The sequence below is a fragment of the Pseudoalteromonas sp. G5_S1_54_S4 genome (genome assembly GCF_054968565.1).
The window spans coordinates 1-17,534 of sequence record NZ_JBQKUL010000061.1 but is presented as its reverse complement, the minus strand read 5'-3'; the positions used below and the strand labels follow the sequence as shown (position 1 = coordinate 17,534).

The following is a 17,534-nucleotide window of genomic DNA, read 5'->3' as shown; positions in this document are numbered from 1 at the left end:
AGTCCTTTAATAACGTTTTTAGCTTGCGTTTCAGCTTTGGCAAATTTAGGCATTCTTATCAATCCACCGTTTTACAGTTGTCCAATGCACTTTCACCCCTCGTTTAGCAAGCCAAAGTTGAAGGTCAGCTTTTGTATGACCATTTTCATAGAATTTCCTGAGCTGGTACTGGTATTTGTCGAGCTTTGAAGGTTTATGTCGTTTTTTAGTACGCAGCTTTTTTAGTTTATTTAATTGTTCGATTTCTTTATTAAGATTAAAAGTCATGTCTATCTCCAAGGTTGTAAGATTAACTGGCAACGTTGTTGCTCAGCGACACTGAAGCCTATTCGCCCCTGTTTTTCGCACATGCGAAAGGCTCGGACCGATCTCGCCTTAATGCATTTCCTCTTTACGTAAAAAACGGCAGCAGAAAGCGCCGACATAACGCCTTAAATGTGGCGTGAGACATGACTATTAAATTGAAATGAGTGAGGGTCCTCACTACGTGTTGTCGGCAGCTGAACAGCGCCGTTTTTGGTAAATGCCTAATAGGCTATTTCAGTATTAGATTAGCGTTAAAATTGATTATGTGCAATCTGCAAATAAAAACATGCGTATAAGACATGCAAAACCAAGCCCCCCGCTATGAAGCGAGCGATTTATCGCTTCGACATAGCGGGGGGCATAGCCCCTTTTAAAAGAGGGGAAAATTGCTCATGATGCCTGAGTTAAAAAGGTTTTTACTGTAGCAGTATATCGATTGTCATTATTTAAAACATACATTGACAAGATTGAAAAAAGTATCATTTCTTAGGGAAAGTATTCAAAAATCTTATTATTTATTAATTCGATTGTTGAAATGCTCATGCGCTGAATCTGAAATATCACAGCCTAGGAATTCTCTTGATAGATTCTTTGCTGCTACTAGTGTCGAGCCAGAGCCAAAAAAAGAATCGACAACAACATCTTTTTCTGAAGAACTTTGCTTAATTAAAACTTCTATAAGTTCGACTGGTTTTTCTGTGGGGTAACCTCTCCATACTCTTTTATATTCAAGTACATCAGGAACACTCAAATCATTGAGTTTTCTTTTTCCTTTTTCAAAAAATAAAATAAACTCACATCGAGCTCTATAATGATAGCCCATTCCAATTGCACATTTATCCCACACAATTGGCTTCCAAAATTTAAATCCAACTTTTTCAGCTATAGGCTTTGCGATAAACATTGTTTCTTGATCACAAAATAAATAAAAATGAGAACCTTTCTTCAATACACGAAAGATCTCAATAAATAACTCTTCGAATCGATCATTTGGAAAAATATTAAACCACTGGTTACTAGAAGCTTTACTTTCTTTTAATCTAGTTGTTGTACCAATTTTTCTATGTTTTTCTAATGATTCATATGGTGGGTCGGTAATGAAAAGGTCAATGCTAGAATCATCTAAAGATTTTAACCATTCTACTGCGTCCATTTGATAAGTCTGGGACATTTTTTCGCCTAAATAACTACAAAGCTAATTAAACTAACATAAAAAAGCCGATACGACGAGAGTGTATCGGCGTTAGGTACTAGTTACATTTCGGGTGGTCAGCTTCGCAATGCAAGCTACGACATTCTCTACAGTATGATTGTACACGAACTGTACCATCACCCATATTTCTTAACCCAAATAAGTTATCTACTTGTTCTTCATTGTTTGCAACCGTATTACACCCACGGCATGGACAGCGAGCTTTAGTTAAATCAGGCATATTTTCTCCTTTAGATTAGATACCCACATAATATATGTGGACATAAAATATTTTATCAAGAGACTTTATTACTTAAAATTTACACAGTTAAATTTCCGTTTATGATTTGTGAGCACTTAACACGAATATCTAATTTGATTCATATAAATATATGGGGTAAAAGCACTTATTTAAAAGTAGTAATATATTTAGCCAATTCATCTTCTTCACAAAATAAAAAGGCGGTAGGTACTTCGAGTACTTTAGCTAATGCTCTTACCATCTGAAAATCAGGTGTATGTACACCTTTTTCATATTGATTCATTCTGGGTGAAGCCGAAGAGGGGTCAACACCTGCAAGTATACCAAGCTGTTTTTGAGAAAGGCCTTTTCGCATTCTTGCTTCCTTTAACCTCTTAGGAAAAGGCGAACCATCATTTGTTTTCATTATTTTTAAAATTCTTACTTGAAAACTAAGAGTTTCTTAGCTTTAATTGGTTGTGGATACTAAGGATTTCTTAGTTTTAAATTTTGGAGATAAGCTAATGCTACTTAAAGCACTTAAAGTAACCGCACTTGTTGCGCTTGACGTGTTATTCGAGGACACAGAAAATAAAAAGACTGAACAAGATAAGTTCATTGATGAACATAATGACGGGACAGGTAACGTTAACTTCTTTGGCGATGATTACACAGAGCAAGAAGCCAGAGAAGCGCATGATCGTGGTGAGTTTTATTATTGATTTCTAGTCGGATCACTGCCAATGTTAGTTGGGGTTTTTACAATAGCATTGGGATACGCAGCTTTAGGCTGCGTAGCTTTTATTAGAAAAAATTAGGCGCTAAAAGCTGAAAGATTTTTTAAGCGTTCTGGCTTTTTATTTCTCGTATTTCAGTTGAACGCTCTAATATAAATAACTGGTTCAATAGCATGAACTCACGAAGTTCATCGCATGGATTGGGGTCAAGCTGTTGATGGGCTCGTCGATTACGAAATGCCATGAAAATACTAGAAAACATATTTGCGCGACCTGTGCTTTCACTACCATCTAGCCCTTCCCAGTAGAGGGGGGAATTTTCGCCCGAGAATGCTTTTGAAAAAAGCTTTGCGCCTGTTTCTTTAATTAAACCTGACTTTTCTTTAATTACTTTCTCTAGTAACCGATATCCGTCCATTAAAGCGTTGTCGGGGTTTTGTTTCATTAAAATTGCGATACTTAGCAGTCTTTCATCGATTATAGAAAGTGGAATTTCTACAGGGAAGTCTTGTTGCAAATGAGATTTGGCATGGCTACTTTCATATATATAGTCATACCATTGTTGAGGTCTCACTGGTAGCTGTTCAGAGAGCCAATCTAAGTCTTTTACAGTTAGTGCAGAATTGTTTATTCTTTCTAAAAACTTTCGCGGTACATAATACTCCTCAATTTCATTACAAAATTTCCTAAGCACTGATAAAGTATAAGAAAATGATCTTGGTCCTTCGCCAGAATAACCAGATGTGAAGCCTGACTTTATTGCAACATCAATACCCACATCGGTATTGATTAATAATGCATGATTATAGTTATATTCACTTCCGGTGGTTAGAATTTTTACTGTATTAAATACCCTTCCAAAGTGAATCATTTCTATTACAGCATTAATACAGTGTTTTGAAATACCAGCTGTACCTCGATATTCTATTCCTGCCAACTTTGTCATCATAATCCTTTATCCATATTTTACAGCTGCCTAATTAACAACCCACTTTACTTTTACCTAATCATAGCTTAACCTAAATTTACTGGATTAATCCAGTGTCAAAAAAGGCGCTTCTAGTGAGCTGCCTGTTACACGTAAAGAGGACATAAACGGCTTTTATAAAAAAGCACGGTCGATACGTATTTAACAGGTTTGGTTAGTTAGGAGGGCTCATGTCCACATTTTTTACCACAAGAGAAGCTGCGAAGTTTTTAAACTGTTCAGAACAGCATTTATATAATATCCGAAATAGACGAAAGGCTGCTCTCATACAAGGTGATCATTATCTTGCGAGAAAAATTGCACCTGAGGCTATAAAAATTGGCGGAAAATTGCTTTTTGAAGAGTCAACATTAGAAGCTTGGCTTAGAAAGTACGGCGAAGTTGCTTAACTTGCGAAAACGGCAGGCGTAAGCGACCAAACTATCCGCCTGCCGTGTCGAATTTACTTCAACACGGATATTTTATGACAAATACTGCTAAACAGCTAGTTTCAGCTGCGCCAAGGTGTGTGCGGGAGCAGCTTATTGAACGACTTTATAAAACAACTCCACCAAGAACATTATGCACAAATGAAGACATTACAATGGGGCGCTACCGTTATGGTGAGATAGCTTTGGATGAGTACCTCCATGTTCAAGTTAACCCAAGAGTCATTCAATATTGGTTGATTTTTGATATCGATGACGAATCAGCATTTTCTTGGGAAGACAACCTACTTCCAGTTCCAAATATAATTATTAGTGGTCCATCTATAAGTAAATTAGGCAAAACAGAAGGAGGAGCACATCTGCTTTACGCCATTCAGGGCGTTACAACGAGTCTTAGAGGTAGGCGAAAACCTATCGCGTTCCTGAAGTATGTAGACCAAGGTATGCGAGTCAAACTTGGTGCTGATGAGGATTACACAGGGCCTTTATGTAAAAATCCGCTTCATCCACATTGGAAAACTACTTATTTACACGCGCATGAATACAGCCTAAATGAACTTAATGACTTTTTATACAAGCCTAAGAGAGAGTATGGTCATGGGTTCGATTGGAATAGTGTCGCTGATTCTCGTAATTGCTACTTGTTTCACCAATTACGCTTTATCGCGTATAAAAGAATTAACTATGCCAGAGAAAATTGGCGATTTGAGGACTGGCAAAAACATCTATTTGAGGTTTCTGAAAGCATAAATAATTTTGATGGATTTGGTTTAAAAAAAGAATATCCATTGAAGTATAAAGAATTGCAGTCGATCACTAAAAGTGTAGCTTCTTGGACTTGGCAAAAATACTATCCAAACCACAATCGAGGGGTAGCGGGAACGTGGTTGTATCAAATACCTATTCAATCAATAGCACTTGCTCAACGTGAAGGTGCACGATATACCCATCAAAAAAGACGTAAGACATCTGAAGAGTTAATAAAGCAAGCAATCAGGAAGTTAAAGGACACAGGCCTGAAACTCACTCAAAAGAATATAGCAAACGAAACAGGGCTTACTCGACAAACGGTAGCGAAGTATAAACAACTAATTTAGGATGTTAATTATGCTTCCCCTCAGGGTATTAGAGGTTAAGGTAAATAACTTAAAGGGAGTGATGGTTATTGTATCTTTAGCTCTTAAATGTATAAGTAGAGTAAGCTACATATATGCTACACATAAATAAAATTGACTAATATTTAGTGCTACATTAAAAAATGTGTGTTTAGCTAAATTTTTGAATTAAATAGTAATTAAATGGTCGGTATGGAGAGATTCGAACTCTCGACCCCTGCCACCCCATGACAGTGCGCTACCAAGCTGCGCCACATACCGACTTCGACTGTAATAGTACGTGTATTTTTAAAAAAATCAATAAGCATTTGTTTGTTTGGATGTTTATTGCGCAAGCGTTTAATATTAAGCGCTTGCGCCAGAAGTTTTACACGGCTTTACTCTTTATTTAACCACTGATTGATCGTGTTATACATTTCATCTCGTAGTATTGGTTGCGCAGTTTTGTTAGGGTGTAAGTTATCGTTTTGCATTAGCTCGCTTTTGCCTGCTACTTTAAGTACAAAAAACGGCATTAAATACGAGCCAGTGGCTTTGCTAACACTGGCAAAGCTATCGGTAAACATTTTACTGTAACGTGGGCCATAGTTAGGTGGAATATAAATTTCCATTAGCGCGGTTTGTGCATCTATTGCTTGGCTTTTTTCAATTAGAGCGGTCAAGTTGTCTTGCATTTTAGTAACTGGAAAACCGCGTAGACCGTCATTAGCGCCAAGCTCTATGAGCACATGAGTTGGTTGATATTGCTCAAGCAATGCATCAAGTCTGCGCAGGGCGCCACCAGTGGTTTCACCGCTAATACTGGCATTAACTAAATTGATATTACGTTGCTCGGCATCGTATTTATCTTGTAACAATTGCACCCAGCCTTGTTCTTGTTTTAAGCCATAGGCTGCGCTTAAACTGTCACCAAGTATTAAAATCGTGTTGTTAGCTGCCGCAGTAAGGGGGTTAATAACTAAAAATAAAATAAATACAAAACGTAGGATTGAATGAGTCATATGTCAGCGCTTTCTCAATTAAATATAATTCAAGTAAATGGTTTGTCTAAAGTTGTATCTACCCTTGAAGGTGAGTTGTCCATCCTCAGCGACATCAGCTTTAATGTCAAGCACGGTGAGTCTGTTGCTGTTGTTGGCACGTCGGGCTCAGGTAAATCCACTTTATTAAGTTTATTAGCAGGGCTTGATACGGCCAGCAGCGGCGAAGTAATGTTAGATGGGGAGCCACTGCACGAATTAGACGAAGAAGCGCGGGCCGCACTCAGAGCTGCAAAAGTTGGCTTTGTGTTTCAGTCTTTTATGTTGGTACAAAGTTTAACTGCACTTGAAAACGTGATGCTACCGGCAGAGCTTGCAGGTAAAGAAGACGCCAAAGAACAAGCGCTCGCTTTGCTTGAAAAAGTAGGCTTAAGCCATCGGGTTGATCATTACCCGTCGCAGTTATCTGGTGGTGAGCAACAACGTGTTGCGATTGCCCGTGCATTTGTTGGTTCACCAAAAATATTGTTTGCCGATGAGCCATCAGCTAACTTAGATAGCAAAAATGGCCATATGATTGAGTCGTTATTATTTGATTTAAATAAGCAAAACGGAACAACCCTCATTTTAGTCACTCACGATGAAGCCTTAGCGCAAAAATGTGAACGCATTATTCAAATAGAGGCGGGGGAGCTGGTACAAAATTCAACAGAGGAAATGGCAAATGTGGGCTAAATTAGCGCTTAAACTATTTTCTCGTGAGTTTCGCCGTGGTGAACTAACCGTAATAAGCGCAGCCATTGCACTGGCGGTATTAACCGTACTTACCTTATCTATGGTAACTGAGCGAATTGCACAAAGTATTGCGCAAAAAAGCAGTGCATTTATAGCAGCAGATCGTGTTCTTGCCAGCAATCACGCCATAGATACCGCCTTTATAACCAAAGCAGAACAACAAAACTTACAAACTGCACAAATGGTGTACTTTGACACTATGCTGTTTGCAAACGATCAAATGCAGTTTAGCTCGGTAAAGGCTGCATCAAACAGTTATCCGCTTAAAGGCCAATTGAAAGTTAAGTCGGGTTTGAATGCTCAAACTGAGGTTGCACCCGGTGCGCCAAGCCCTGGTAACGTATGGTTAAGTGAGTCAGTTTTTTATAGCTTAAACATAAACGTAGGCGACCAAGTTGAGCTTGGTGCTGCGTTATTTAATGTTGAAAAGGTGATTGTAGAAGAACCCGATGCGCCATTTAATGTGTTCTCTAGTAGCCGTAGGGTGCTCATAAACATAGATGATGTGGCAAAAACCGAAGTAATACAGCCAGGCAGTCGTGTATTTTACCGCCAGTTATATGCAGGTGATGAAAACGACATCAATAGTTTTTACGATTGGCTAAAACCGCAACTCAAAGAAAACCAAAACTGGTATGGTGTAAAAGACCGCCAGTCTCCTATTTCAAATAGCTTAAACAGAGCCGAAAGCTTTTTATTGTTAGCAGGTTTGCTGGGCATTATATTAGCCGCGGTTGCTATTGCAGTATCGGCTAAGCGCTATTGTGAGCGCCAATATGACCCAGTCGCAATGATGAAAACCTTAGGTGGCAGCCGTGACATGATCCGCAAAATTTACCTTATGCACTTATTAATGGTGTGTACCATGGCGGTAGTCGTTGGCCTTGCTATTGGTTACGGCTTACAAGAAGTTGCAACTGGTTACCTTGCAAAAAGCATGGGAACCGAACTGCCTATGGCAGGGTTTAAACCGTGGTTAGTGGCTATTAGCACCGGGGTTATTTGTGCGGTTATGTTTTCTATTAAGCCATTGTTAGACTTATTTGATATTCCACCACTTAGAGTGCTTCGCCGTAATTTAGGCGACCGCCTTGCGGTAAGTAAAATCCATTTAGGGCTTAGCGCCTTAACGGTATTTTTATTAATGTGGTTATTTAGTAACAATATTAAAATTACCCTTATTTTATTTGCCTCAACGCTTGCCCTTATTTTAGTGTTGTTTTTAATTTCTAAATTAATATTTGGCGGGGGTCGAAAGCTAGGCTTAAAGCCAGGTAACAGCTGGTCGTTGGCTATTGCGTCTATTCAAAAGCGCGCCAACGTTAATGCGGTGCAGCTAATTAGTTTTTCGCTAGCGATTAAATTACTGTTGTTTTTAATTGTGCTAAAAAACGACATTATTTCGGATTGGCAGTCTCAGTTACCAAGCGATGCACCTAATGCCTTTTTGGTTAATATTACGCAAAATGAGCTGGATCCGGTAAATGAATACTTAGCACAAAAAGGCATTCAGGTGTCGGAGTTTTACCCGACTATTCGTGGTCGCGTAAATGCCGTCAACGGTGAAGCGGTTGCGCGTGAAGTGTCATTGCAAGATAACGAGAAAAAAGACGAAGAAGCCCGCTCAGGCATTGGCCGCGAGCTTAACTTAACTTGGCTTAACGAGGTCCCTTCGCAAAATGACATTATCGATGGTCAGTGGTTTGGCGATGACGCCGTTGCCGAGGCCTCACTGGAAGAGTCAATGATGCAGCGCCTCGATGTTAAACTAGGCGATACTCTTACATTTTTAATTGGTGCACAGTCGTTTGATGCTAAAATAACCAGTGTGCGAAAAGTAAATTGGGCCACCCTCAAGCCTAACTTTTTTATTATTTTAAGCCCAGATGTACTTAGCAGCTTTCCGGCCACCTATATTTCATCAGTACGTATTGAGCCTGAGCAAAAGCGCGATTTTAGCCAGCTATTGCGAGCATACCCTACTATTACAGCGATTGATGTAGACAACTTTGTTAAACAAATTCAATCGACTATTGAGCAAGTGTCGTTAGCTATTGGCTTTGTACTGGCTATTGTGGTGTTGTGTGGCGCGTTGGTACTTATATCGCAGGTGCAAGCAAGCTTAGGTGAGCGGATGCAAGAAATTGTGATACTGCGTACTTTGGGCGCTAAAAGCCGATTAATCAAAAATGCCACCTTGTATGAGTTTTTATTACTGGGCGGTTTAGCCGGACTGGTGGCTGCATTTTTCAGCGATATTGCGTTATTGATTGTTCAGCAGCAAATGTTTGATTTAGCGGGTAAGCTGCATCCTAATATTTGGATTATAGGCCCCGTTGCTGGCGGCGTGTTTGTAGCAGGGTTAGGCTATTTTATGATTGCCCGTACGCTTAAACAAAATACCCAAGGCTTAGTACGCGCATTGGCGTAAACTTTCCAGCCAAATAGCGTTTAAATGCCTACTTTTTAAGTAGGCATTTTTGTTTTTGCTTTGTACTGGTAATTTATACAGTGCTCTGGCATTATTAGCACTATTAATAAATAACAATAATGAGAGTGCTGTTTGGCCATAATTTTAGGGATCGATCCGGGCTCGCGTTTAACGGGTTACGGTGTGGTTGCGCATCAAGGTGCCAAGTTTACATACTTAGGCAGTGGCTGTATTAAATTAGCCGATCATGACTTTCCCACCCGACTTAAAATGATTTACCAGGGCATTACGCAACTTATAGAGCAATTTTCGCCTGAAACATTTGCTATAGAAAAAGTATTTATGGCGCATAACCCTGATTCTGCTTTAAAGCTAGGTCAAGCCCGTGGTGCTGCGATTGTCGGTGCCTCTATGGCCGACTTACCGGTTTTTGAATACTCAGCACGGCAAATAAAGCAAGCCGTTGTGGGTAACGGTGGGGCAGATAAATCGCAAGTTCAACATATGGTTAAAAACATACTTAAACTGCCAGGTACGCCGCAAGCCGATGCGGCGGATGCGCTTGCAATTGCAATTTGCCATGCCCACTCTGAACAAAATTTAATAAAACTAGCGGGTAGCGCAAGCAAAACCGTTAGAGGACGTCTAAGGAAATAACAATGATAGGTCGCTTAAACGGCGTGTTAGTTGAAAAACAGCCCCCAGAAATACTATTAGAAGTGAGCGGCGTTGGCTACGAAGTACAAATGCCAATGACCTGTTTTTACGATTTGCCTAAAGTAGGCGACAACGCCATTGTGTACACTCATTTTGTAGTACGCGAAGACGCACAGTTATTGTTTGGCTTTAATAATAAAACCGAACGTGCGTTATTTAGAGAGCTGTTAAAAGCCAATGGAGTAGGGCCTAAACTAGGCTTAGCTATTTTGTCGGGCATGTCGGCGCAGCAGTTTGTAAGTTGTGTAAATAATGAAGATGCCACTGCCTTGGTTAAACTACCAGGGGTGGGCAAAAAGACCGCAGAGCGCTTAGTGCTCGAAATGAAAGACAGATTAAAAAATTGGGGTAATGACTTATTTACCCCATTTAGCGATAGCGCCGTAATAGAGCCTGCGAGCGATGCAACTATAGCCAATAATGCGGCCGATGATGCGGTTTCGGCGTTAGTGGCGCTCGGTTATAAATTGCCACAAGCGCAAAAAGCAGTAAAATCAGTAAGCAAACCCGATATGTCGACTGAGGTTCTAATTAAAGAATCTTTGAAATCAATGCTGTGAGTAAATTATGATCGAAGCTGATCGCTTAATAGATGCTGCTGAAAAAACCAACGAAGACACCATAGACCGTGCTATTAGGCCTAAGTTACTGGCCGACTATCGTGGTCAGCCGCATGTTAAGCAACAAATGGAAATATTTATTGAAGCTGCGCGCAGTCGTAGCGAAGCGTTGGATCACTTATTGATATTTGGCCCACCAGGCTTAGGTAAAACCACGCTTGCTAATATTGTGGCGAACGAATTAAACGTAAATATTAAAACCACGTCTGGGCCTGTGCTTGAAAAAGCGGGCGATTTAGCCGCATTGCTCACTAACCTTGAAGAGGGTGATGTACTGTTTATTGATGAAATTCACCGTTTGAGCCCGCAGGTTGAAGAAATACTCTACCCGGCAATGGAAGATTACCAGCTCGATATTATGATAGGTGAAGGCCCTGCAGCGCGTTCTATTAAGCTTGATTTACCCGCATTTACACTCATTGGTGCAACTACCCGTGCGGGATCATTAACTTCTCCACTGCGTGACCGTTTTGGTATTGTTCAGCGCTTAGAGTTTTACTCTTTGGAGGACTTATCACATATTGTGGGGCGCTCAGCGCATTATCTTAGTTTAGAAATGTGTGACGATGGCGCGGCCGAAATAGCCAAACGTTCGCGCGGTACGCCACGTATTGCAAATCGATTATTGCGCCGAGTACGCGATTACACCCAAGTAAAGTCAGACGGTACGGTTAATGCTGAGGTAGCTCAACAAGCCCTCGACATGATTGACGTTGATAAAAGCGGTTTTGATTACATGGACCGTAAATATTTACTCGCCATCATCGAAAAGTTTATGGGAGGCCCTGTAGGCCTTGATAACTTAGCCGCGGCAATAGGCGAAGAAAAAGAAACCATAGAAGATGTGATTGAACCCTTTTTAATTCAACAAGGGTTTATTCAGCGCACGCCACGTGGACGAATTGTTTCTGATAATGCATACCATCATTTTGGCTTGTTACCTAAAAAAGATTAAATAACCAGAATAACTAGACTCTTTCTAAAGCCACTGTCATTTTAACGACAGTGGCTTTTTAGTATGAGCAAAGGTTAAATTTAGACGTATTTTACTTTGCCAATAATTCACTGGGCGTTAAGACATATCAGGCTATTGTGCGCCTGCAGTAACGGTATTGAGGCCGAGTGTAACTAATTTTACAAATTGTGGGCAAAAAAAAGCCCGCAAATAATGCGGGCAAACAACAAGTTTAAGGAAGTAATCTAGGGAACTACGTTTTACTTATTGAGGTCATACCCCAAGAAGTAAAAAAGTAATACGAAATAAATCATATTACGAAGAACTGGATTCAATGAAATAGCTTTCATTTAATGCGCTAGCTCGGTATGGGAGAATAATACCGAAGCGGCAGAATTTGTTCAAACTAGAAAATTTATATTTTCAGATTAAAAAAACTAATAGCAGGGGTTTTCTGTTTTTACTTAATGTTGCATGTTAATTAACCATTAATTCTATAAGTTAATGAAATGCTTTGTTTATGTATATTAACATATAAACGTTCGGTATTAGTTTTACTATTACGTTAAGGTAAGCGTGTAGTGTTTATGAGTGCTTATGCATTAATTTTGAATAAACAGCGTATTTTTGTGACTCTTTAGTGAAATTAAGCAGGCTTATAAATAGCCTTATTGTTATTTATTTATACAGTAAAACAAGAGTTAAGTAGTAAAACTATTTTTTTTAACGTTATTTGTTGGCTATTCACAGCAATATCGTTGTCAGCAGGAAATACACTAGATACACTAGCTGAACTTTAATGGTGGCTAATGTGTTACAAAGTTACCTTACTCAAATAAATCAATTTGATGTTTTTAATTATTTAGGAGTTTAACGTGGGATCAGGGCTTAATTTTTTAGATCTAATTCTAGAAGCCAGTTTGCTTGTGCAATTAGTAATGCTAGCGTTGGTTGCTATGTCGGTTATGTCGTGGGCTATTATTTTTCAACGTAAAAAAGCCATCTCTGACGCCTTAGCAAATGCAAAAAAATTTGAGCAACGTTTTTGGTCTGGTGTTGACTTAAGTAAGTTATATAACGAAATTTCATCACGCGGTGGTCAATCAACGGGTATTGAAGCGTTATTCACCTCAGGTTTTAAAGAGTTTGCACGCCACAAAAAAAATACCTTTCAAAGTGCAGGCATTGTTATGGAAGGCACGCACCGTTCAATGCGGGTTGCGCTTTCTCGTGAAATAGAAAAACTAGAATCAAGCTTATCGTTTTTAGCAACCGTTGGGTCAATTAGCCCCTACATAGGTTTGTTTGGTACAGTATGGGGTATTATGAATGCCTTTATTGCTTTAGGTGAAGTAAAACAAGCAACCTTACAAATGGTTGCACCAGGTATAGCAGAAGCTTTGATTGCAACAGCAATGGGTTTATTTGCGGCTATTCCTGCCGTTATTGCCTATAACCGATTTGCTAATAAAGTTGAAAAATTAGAATCTCATTATATTAACTTTATGGAAGAATTTGCCAATATTTTACACCGTCAAGCAGCTAACCAAATAGAGGCTCAAGCGAATGTACCAGCGTAAAAAGCGTCGCCCAGTCGCAGAAATTAATGTAGTACCATACATTGATGTAATGTTGGTGTTGCTTATTATATTTATGGCCACTGCGCCATTAATAACCCATGGCGTAAAAGTAGACCTACCAAAAATGGAAGAGTCAGACTTAGTTGATACCAAAGATACGCCGCCCATTATTGCCTCTATTGATTCGCAAGGTAAATACTATGTAAGCATAGGTACTGATCCGGAAGAGCCAATGGAAGCATTAGATGTAGCCGCTGTAATTAAACTACAACTAATGAAAAACCCTGATACCCCAGTAATGATTAAAGGCTCAGGTAAAGTGTCGTATCAAGAAGTGTTACTGCTCATGGATTTTTTGAAGAATGCAGGTGTACCATCGGTAGGCTTAATGACCGAATCCTTTGAGGGGACCAAGTAGTCATATGAATACGTCGTTAATCAAATCAGTAATACTGCATTTAGCATTAGGGGGATTTTTGTATGCATCAGCAAACATTCATCCACCTAAACCTAAAGTAATGGAAGTGACGCTTAATGCCGCCATTCCTGAGCCAGAAAATGCGGTGTCTGCTGTGACCGTGGATCAACAGCAGGTTGAGCAAAAAATTGCTGAGTTACGCAAAAAAGAAGAAGATAAAAAGCGCGCTGAAGATAAACGCATTCGTGATTTAGAGCGCCGCGCAGCAGACGCACGTAAGCAAAGTGAATCTGAAGCAAGACGCATTAAAAAGCTAGAGCAGCAGCGCAAAGCTAAAGAGAAAGAAAGAGCCGAAGCCGAAGCTCAAGCTAAAAAAGCCCGCGAAATAGAACAACGTGAGCGAGCAAAAGCCAAACAAGCGCAAAAGCAAAAGCAAGAAGCTGAAGATGCTGCTAAAGCGGCTGCCGACAAACGCAAAGCCGAAGAAGCCGCGCTTAAAAAAGCGGAAGAAGAGCGTAAAAAACGTGCTGAAGAAGCTGAGCGTAAACGTCAGCAAGCATTGCAAGAACAAATACTGCAAGAGCAACTTGCCAAAGAGCAGGCTGCACGCAATAAAATACGTCAACAGCAAGTAGTGAGTGAAGTTGATAAATACCGTGCATTAATTATGGCGCGTATTCAGCAAAACTTATTAATTGATGAAAAAATGAAAAACCAGCAATGCCGCATTAATCTCCGTCTTGGGTTTAATGGCTTGGTTACGCAGGTTAAGTCGTTAGGTGGTGATAAGTTAGTATGTGAAGCTGCTTTAAGAGCGGTTCGCATGGCCGACACATTACCGGTATCGAAAGATAAAGACGTATTCGAACAATTAAAGAATATTAATATAACCATCGCGCCAGAGTTTTAAGGGATGACATGTTTAACAAAATTAAAATAGCCTGTTTAGTTTTAATATTAGGGTTTCAGGGTGTTGCACACGCGGCACTTGAAATTGTTATTACTGAAGGTATAGACGGTGCAAGACCGATTGCGATTGTGCCTTTTAAATACCAAGGTATTGGCCCTATTCCAGAGCAGCTTAGCGATGTTATTGCTGCTGATTTAATGCGCAGTGGCAAATTTAAGCCAGTTAGCGTTTCACAAATGCCTCAACAACCACATAAAGACGGCGATATTGATTACGGCGCTTGGGTTAATAAAGGCGTTGAAGCGGTTTTAGTGGGTGAAGTAGAACAGCAAACCAACGGACGTTACTTAGTACGTTATGAGCTTGTTGATGTTATTCGCGGCCAAATTACTGGCGGTGAAACACAAATGATGAGCAACGGTAAGCTTGTTCAAAGCCAAGACCATATTTTAGAAGCACGTCAAAGCGTAATTGGTGAAACTGGATTTCGTCGATACTCGCACCGCATTAGTGATGTTATTTATGAAAAGCTAACTGGCGAAAAAGGCGCGTTTTTAACAAAAATAGCCTATGTTATTGTACGTGATACCGAAGAAAAGCCTTATCAGTTAGTGGTTGCTGATTACGATGGTTTTAATGAACAAGTATTATTGCGTTCAAAAGAGCCATTAATGTCACCGGTTTGGTCACCTGACGGTACTAAGTTAGCGTATGTAACCTTTGAAAATCGCCAGAGCCAAATTTATATTCAAGACATTTATACGGGTAAACGCGAATTGATCACCAGCTACAAGGGAATTAACGGCGCGCCGCAGTTCTCGCCAGATGGTAAAAAGTTACTGCTAGTGCTGTCAAAAGATAAAACTGGTGCAACTGAGGTTTACTTATTAGACTTACTAACACGTAAAGAGACGCGATTAACACGCCATCGTAGTATAGATACCGAACCTTCGTGGTACCCAAATGGTGAAGATATAGTATTTACGTCGGAAAGGGGTGGTAATGCTCAGATTTATAAGTTAAATTTAAAAACTGGCAGAACGCAAAGATTAACCTTTGACGGTGACATGAACCTAGCGGGTTCTATTTCGCCAGACGGAAAAGAATTAGTGATGGTAAACCGTACTAACGGACAGTATCATCTTGCTAAGAAAGAGTTGGCTACAGGTGCGTTTCAAGTTTTAACACGAACTCGCCTTGACGAATCACCGAGCATAGCGCCAAATGGCTCGATGATTATATACAGCACGCTCCACAATAATAAACAGGTACTTGCGCTAGTATCGATGGACGGCCGTTTTAAAGCACGTTTACCTGTGCTTGATGGACAAGTAAAGGCACCGGCTTGGTCGCCATATTTACAGTAATAATTGCTGGTTTACTCAAAATAGGAATCTACTCAATGCAACTTAACAAAATACTTAAAGGCCTGCTAATTGCTGTGCCAGTAATGACACTAGCAGCTTGTAGCTCATCTTCAGATATCGACGAAAATGCAGCTAACCAGTCAAACCAAGCAACTGTTGAGCAAACAACAACGGATACAGTTGAAGTAGCCACAATGACGCCAGAGCAACAAGCAGAAGAGCAACTTCGTCAAAAGTACGAAGCGCTTCGTCAAGAGCAAATTATCTACTTTGACTTTGATAAAGCGACAGTTGAAAGCAAATATGCAGACTTACTTCGTGCACACGCTGAGTTTTTAGTTAAAAATCCTTCTGTTAAAGTATTAATTGAAGGCCACGCAGATGAGCGCGGTACGCCAGAGTACAATATTGCACTTGGTGAGCACCGTGGACAAGCAGTTGAAAAATACCTACAAAGCTTAGGTGTTTCTGCAAGCCAAATGTCAGTAGTTAGCTACGGCGAAGAAAAGCCAATGGTTAAGACTCGCACAGAAGCAGCTTTCGCTAAAAACCGCCGTGCGGTACTAGTTTACTAAGATAAGAGATATTATGAAGCCGAAAATTATTTTGGCAGCCATGATATTGAGCGGGAGCACCCAGTTAATGGCTGCTCCCGCTCCTGTTTCAGAAGCTGCAAGTTCACAGTCAAGCATTGAAAAGCGTTTAGCAACACTTGAAAGTATGATGCAACAGCGTAATTTTTTACAAGTAGAGTTACAGCAACAGCTCAATTTACTGCAAGATGAAGTTAGTCAAATACGCGGAGTAACTGAAGAGCAAAGCTATAAGCTTGAAAAAGTACTCCAGCGTCAACGCGAGCTTTATCAAGAAATTGAGAACCGTGTTAGCCAAGCGTATGCAAAGCCGACCGCTCCAGCGCCTACAACAGACTACACACAGCCTAGTAATGAGCAGAGCTATAGCAGCGATTTATCTGAAAACGAAGCGTACGAACGTGCTGTTGCGCTTATAATGAAAGATAAACGCTACGACCAAGCTATTCCAGAATTTCAAGCGTTCTTAACAACGTATCCAAATTCAGTGTACACCTCAAACGCACATTATTGGCTGGGACAACTATTAACGATTAAAAATGACGGTGTAAAAGCAGCCGAGCACTTTAAAGTAGTTGTTAACGAATTTCCAAATTCAAATAAACGCCCAGATGCGATGTTAAAGCTTGGTACACTTTTACAAGAGCAAGGTTTGAAGGCAGAAGCACAAAAAATACTGAATGAGCTTATCAATCAGTACCCAAGTACAACTGCTGCTAAATTAGCCACAGATCGCTTATCAAAATAAATGTTGATGCTTGATTAGACTGCTTTTTGTCATAAGCGGTCTAAAATTGCTCAACTAGACATAAAAACTTAAAAAAAGAGACAATTTCGGTTGCACTCATTTTATAAATAAGTATTATAAGCGCCCGCAGCAAACGAATGGTAACCCCACTCGAAATGCGATAAAAAGAGCGGGTCATTAGCTCAGTTGGTAGAGCAGTGGACTTTTAATCCATTGGTCGATGGTTCAAGTCCATCATGACCCACCATTCTTTATTGTTAATAAAGTTTGGTCTTAATCGGCGGATTTACGCAATGTGTTAACAAACACAATGAGCGGGTCATTAGCTCAGTTGGTAGAGCAGTGGACTTTTAATCCATTGGTCGATGGTTCAAGTCCATCATGACCCACCATTCTTTTATATTAGAATGGTC

20 protein-coding genes and 3 tRNA genes are annotated in these 17,534 nt (G+C 40.0%); 16 read left to right on the top strand and 7 right to left on the bottom strand.

The annotated features are described in order from the left end of the window. Positions 1-45: 45 nt before the first annotated feature. The 4 genes from ACTRWE_RS17240 to ACTRWE_RS17225 all read right to left on the bottom strand — a co-directional run bounded on the left by ACTRWE_RS17240 (position 46) and on the right by ACTRWE_RS17225 (position 2,166). Positions 46-267, bottom strand: coding sequence for a hypothetical protein (locus tag ACTRWE_RS17240; RefSeq protein ID WP_404339615.1), 222 nt, complete (start codon positions 265-267; stop codon positions 46-48). A 550-nt stretch (positions 268-817) separates the two neighbouring features. Further along, positions 818-1,477: a DNA-methyltransferase gene (locus ACTRWE_RS17235; RefSeq protein WP_404339617.1), complete on the bottom strand. Its 660-nt coding sequence runs from the start codon at positions 1,475-1,477 to the stop codon at positions 818-820. A 79-nt stretch (positions 1,478-1,556) separates the two neighbouring features. After that, positions 1,557-1,739, bottom strand: coding sequence for a hypothetical protein (locus tag ACTRWE_RS17230; protein ID WP_404339619.1), 183 nt, complete (start codon positions 1,737-1,739; stop codon positions 1,557-1,559). Between the two features lie 166 nt (positions 1,740-1,905). After that, positions 1,906-2,166, bottom strand: coding sequence for a helix-turn-helix domain-containing protein (locus ACTRWE_RS17225; protein ID WP_404339621.1), 261 nt, complete (start codon positions 2,164-2,166; stop codon positions 1,906-1,908). A 97-nt stretch (positions 2,167-2,263) separates the two neighbouring features. Here ACTRWE_RS17225 and ACTRWE_RS17220 point away from each other — a divergent pair, with 97 nt between their 5' ends. Further along, positions 2,264-2,461, top strand: a complete 198-nt coding sequence (locus ACTRWE_RS17220) for a hypothetical protein (protein ID WP_404489413.1) — start codon at positions 2,264-2,266, stop codon at positions 2,459-2,461. A 118-nt stretch (positions 2,462-2,579) separates the two neighbouring features. Here ACTRWE_RS17220 and ACTRWE_RS17215 read toward each other — a convergent pair whose 3' ends face one another. Further along, the gene (locus tag ACTRWE_RS17215) at positions 2,580-3,425 is read right to left on the bottom strand and encodes a TIGR02391 family protein (protein WP_404489412.1); all 846 of its coding nucleotides are present in this window, start codon (positions 3,423-3,425) and stop codon (positions 2,580-2,582) included. Positions 3,426-3,634: 209 nt separating this feature from the next. Here ACTRWE_RS17215 and ACTRWE_RS17210 point away from each other — a divergent pair, with 209 nt between their 5' ends. Continuing rightward, the gene (locus tag ACTRWE_RS17210) at positions 3,635-3,853 is read left to right on the top strand and encodes a helix-turn-helix domain-containing protein (RefSeq protein WP_404489411.1); all 219 of its coding nucleotides are present in this window, start codon (positions 3,635-3,637) and stop codon (positions 3,851-3,853) included. 74 nt (positions 3,854-3,927) lie between these two features. Next, positions 3,928-4,989, top strand: a complete 1,062-nt coding sequence (locus tag ACTRWE_RS17205; RefSeq protein WP_404489410.1) for a replication initiation protein — start codon at positions 3,928-3,930, stop codon at positions 4,987-4,989. 202 nt (positions 4,990-5,191) lie between these two features. Here ACTRWE_RS17205 and ACTRWE_RS17200 read toward each other — a convergent pair. Both ACTRWE_RS17200 and ACTRWE_RS17195 read right to left on the bottom strand, forming a co-directional pair. Further along, positions 5,192-5,268, bottom strand: a tRNA-Pro gene (locus tag ACTRWE_RS17200). 116 nt (positions 5,269-5,384) lie between these two features. Continuing rightward, positions 5,385-6,008, bottom strand: a complete 624-nt coding sequence (locus tag ACTRWE_RS17195) for an arylesterase (protein WP_033102626.1) — start codon at positions 6,006-6,008, stop codon at positions 5,385-5,387. Between ACTRWE_RS17195 and ACTRWE_RS17190 the strand changes: the two genes are divergently transcribed. The 13 genes from ACTRWE_RS17190 to ACTRWE_RS17130 all read left to right on the top strand — a co-directional run bounded on the left by ACTRWE_RS17190 (position 6,009) and on the right by ACTRWE_RS17130 (position 17,513). Further along, positions 6,009-6,722, top strand: a complete 714-nt coding sequence (locus ACTRWE_RS17190; protein WP_008114127.1) for an ABC transporter ATP-binding protein — start codon at positions 6,009-6,011, stop codon at positions 6,720-6,722. Beyond that, positions 6,712-9,213, top strand: coding sequence for an ABC transporter permease (locus ACTRWE_RS17185; RefSeq protein WP_008114128.1), 2,502 nt, complete (start codon positions 6,712-6,714; stop codon positions 9,211-9,213). The genes ACTRWE_RS17190 and ACTRWE_RS17185 overlap by 11 nt, the downstream gene beginning before the upstream one ends. Before the next feature lie 132 nt (positions 9,214-9,345). Further along, positions 9,346-9,870 carry a crossover junction endodeoxyribonuclease RuvC gene (gene ruvC / locus ACTRWE_RS17180; protein WP_008114131.1) on the top strand — a complete coding sequence of 175 codons (525 nt, stop codon included), beginning with the start codon at positions 9,346-9,348 and terminating at the stop codon, positions 9,868-9,870. Between the two features lie 2 nt (positions 9,871-9,872). Continuing rightward, a complete protein-coding gene (gene ruvA, locus ACTRWE_RS17175; protein ID WP_008114133.1) occupies positions 9,873-10,490 on the top strand; it encodes a Holliday junction branch migration protein RuvA in 618 nt (205 codons plus the stop codon). Positions 10,491-10,497: 7 nt separating this feature from the next. Next, the gene (gene ruvB / locus ACTRWE_RS17170; RefSeq protein ID WP_350608209.1) at positions 10,498-11,505 is read left to right on the top strand and encodes a Holliday junction branch migration DNA helicase RuvB; all 1,008 of its coding nucleotides are present in this window, start codon (positions 10,498-10,500) and stop codon (positions 11,503-11,505) included. Positions 11,506-12,380: 875 nt separating this feature from the next. Further along, a complete protein-coding gene (gene tolQ, locus ACTRWE_RS17165; RefSeq protein ID WP_350608210.1) occupies positions 12,381-13,085 on the top strand; it encodes a protein TolQ in 705 nt (234 codons plus the stop codon). Continuing rightward, positions 13,072-13,503 (top strand): protein TolR, encoded by a 432-nt coding sequence (gene tolR / locus ACTRWE_RS17160; RefSeq protein ID WP_016899822.1) that lies wholly within the window; start codon positions 13,072-13,074, stop codon positions 13,501-13,503. Before tolQ ends, tolR begins: the two co-directional genes overlap by 14 nt. Before the next feature lie 4 nt (positions 13,504-13,507). After that, positions 13,508-14,413: a cell envelope integrity protein TolA gene (tolA, locus tag ACTRWE_RS17155; RefSeq protein WP_024601153.1), complete on the top strand. Its 906-nt coding sequence runs from the start codon at positions 13,508-13,510 to the stop codon at positions 14,411-14,413. 8 nt (positions 14,414-14,421) lie between these two features. Then, positions 14,422-15,780 (top strand): Tol-Pal system beta propeller repeat protein TolB, encoded by a 1,359-nt coding sequence (gene tolB / locus ACTRWE_RS17150; protein WP_013464640.1) that lies wholly within the window; start codon positions 14,422-14,424, stop codon positions 15,778-15,780. Between the two features lie 35 nt (positions 15,781-15,815). Beyond that, positions 15,816-16,355: a peptidoglycan-associated lipoprotein Pal gene (pal, locus tag ACTRWE_RS17145; protein ID WP_013464641.1), complete on the top strand. Its 540-nt coding sequence runs from the start codon at positions 15,816-15,818 to the stop codon at positions 16,353-16,355. 13 nt (positions 16,356-16,368) lie between these two features. Beyond that, complete coding sequence (gene ybgF, locus ACTRWE_RS17140; RefSeq protein WP_016899823.1) at positions 16,369-17,121, top strand: tol-pal system protein YbgF; 753 nt, start codon at positions 16,369-16,371, stop codon at positions 17,119-17,121. Between the two features lie 171 nt (positions 17,122-17,292). After that, positions 17,293-17,368: transfer RNA gene (locus tag ACTRWE_RS17135), tRNA-Lys, on the top strand. A 69-nt stretch (positions 17,369-17,437) separates the two neighbouring features. Continuing rightward, positions 17,438-17,513: transfer RNA gene (locus ACTRWE_RS17130), tRNA-Lys, on the top strand. Positions 17,514-17,534: the final 21 nt, after the last annotated feature.

Bases quoted from the DNA above. Each gene is read 5' to 3' on its own strand.
- ybgF (WP_016899823.1), top strand. From the start codon at position 16,369: ATGAAGCCGAAAATTATTTTGGCAGCCATGATATTGAGCGGGAGCACC.
- ACTRWE_RS17215 (WP_404489412.1), bottom strand. From the start codon at position 3,425: ATGATGACAAAGTTGGCAGGAATAGAATATCGAGGTACAGCTGGTATT.
- tolA (WP_024601153.1), top strand. From the start codon at position 13,508: ATGAATACGTCGTTAATCAAATCAGTAATACTGCATTTAGCATTAGGG.
- ruvB (WP_350608209.1), top strand. From the start codon at position 10,498: ATGATCGAAGCTGATCGCTTAATAGATGCTGCTGAAAAAACCAACGAA.
- tolR (WP_016899822.1), top strand. From the start codon at position 13,072: ATGTACCAGCGTAAAAAGCGTCGCCCAGTCGCAGAAATTAATGTAGTA.
- ACTRWE_RS17235 (WP_404339617.1), bottom strand. From the start codon at position 1,477: ATGTCCCAGACTTATCAAATGGACGCAGTAGAATGGTTAAAATCTTTA.
- ACTRWE_RS17240 (WP_404339615.1), bottom strand. From the start codon at position 267: ATGACTTTTAATCTTAATAAAGAAATCGAACAATTAAATAAACTAAAA.
- ACTRWE_RS17205 (WP_404489410.1), top strand. From the start codon at position 3,928: ATGACAAATACTGCTAAACAGCTAGTTTCAGCTGCGCCAAGGTGTGTG.
- ACTRWE_RS17220 (WP_404489413.1), top strand. From the start codon at position 2,264: ATGCTACTTAAAGCACTTAAAGTAACCGCACTTGTTGCGCTTGACGTG.
- tolB (WP_013464640.1), top strand. From the start codon at position 14,422: ATGTTTAACAAAATTAAAATAGCCTGTTTAGTTTTAATATTAGGGTTT.
- ruvA (WP_008114133.1), top strand. From the start codon at position 9,873: ATGATAGGTCGCTTAAACGGCGTGTTAGTTGAAAAACAGCCCCCAGAA.
- pal (WP_013464641.1), top strand. From the start codon at position 15,816: ATGCAACTTAACAAAATACTTAAAGGCCTGCTAATTGCTGTGCCAGTA.
- ACTRWE_RS17190 (WP_008114127.1), top strand. From the start codon at position 6,009: ATGTCAGCGCTTTCTCAATTAAATATAATTCAAGTAAATGGTTTGTCT.
- ACTRWE_RS17195 (WP_033102626.1), bottom strand. From the start codon at position 6,008: ATGACTCATTCAATCCTACGTTTTGTATTTATTTTATTTTTAGTTATT.
- ACTRWE_RS17230 (WP_404339619.1), bottom strand. From the start codon at position 1,739: ATGCCTGATTTAACTAAAGCTCGCTGTCCATGCCGTGGGTGTAATACG.
- ACTRWE_RS17210 (WP_404489411.1), top strand. From the start codon at position 3,635: ATGTCCACATTTTTTACCACAAGAGAAGCTGCGAAGTTTTTAAACTGT.
- ACTRWE_RS17225 (WP_404339621.1), bottom strand. From the start codon at position 2,166: ATGAAAACAAATGATGGTTCGCCTTTTCCTAAGAGGTTAAAGGAAGCA.
- ACTRWE_RS17185 (WP_008114128.1), top strand. From the start codon at position 6,712: ATGTGGGCTAAATTAGCGCTTAAACTATTTTCTCGTGAGTTTCGCCGT.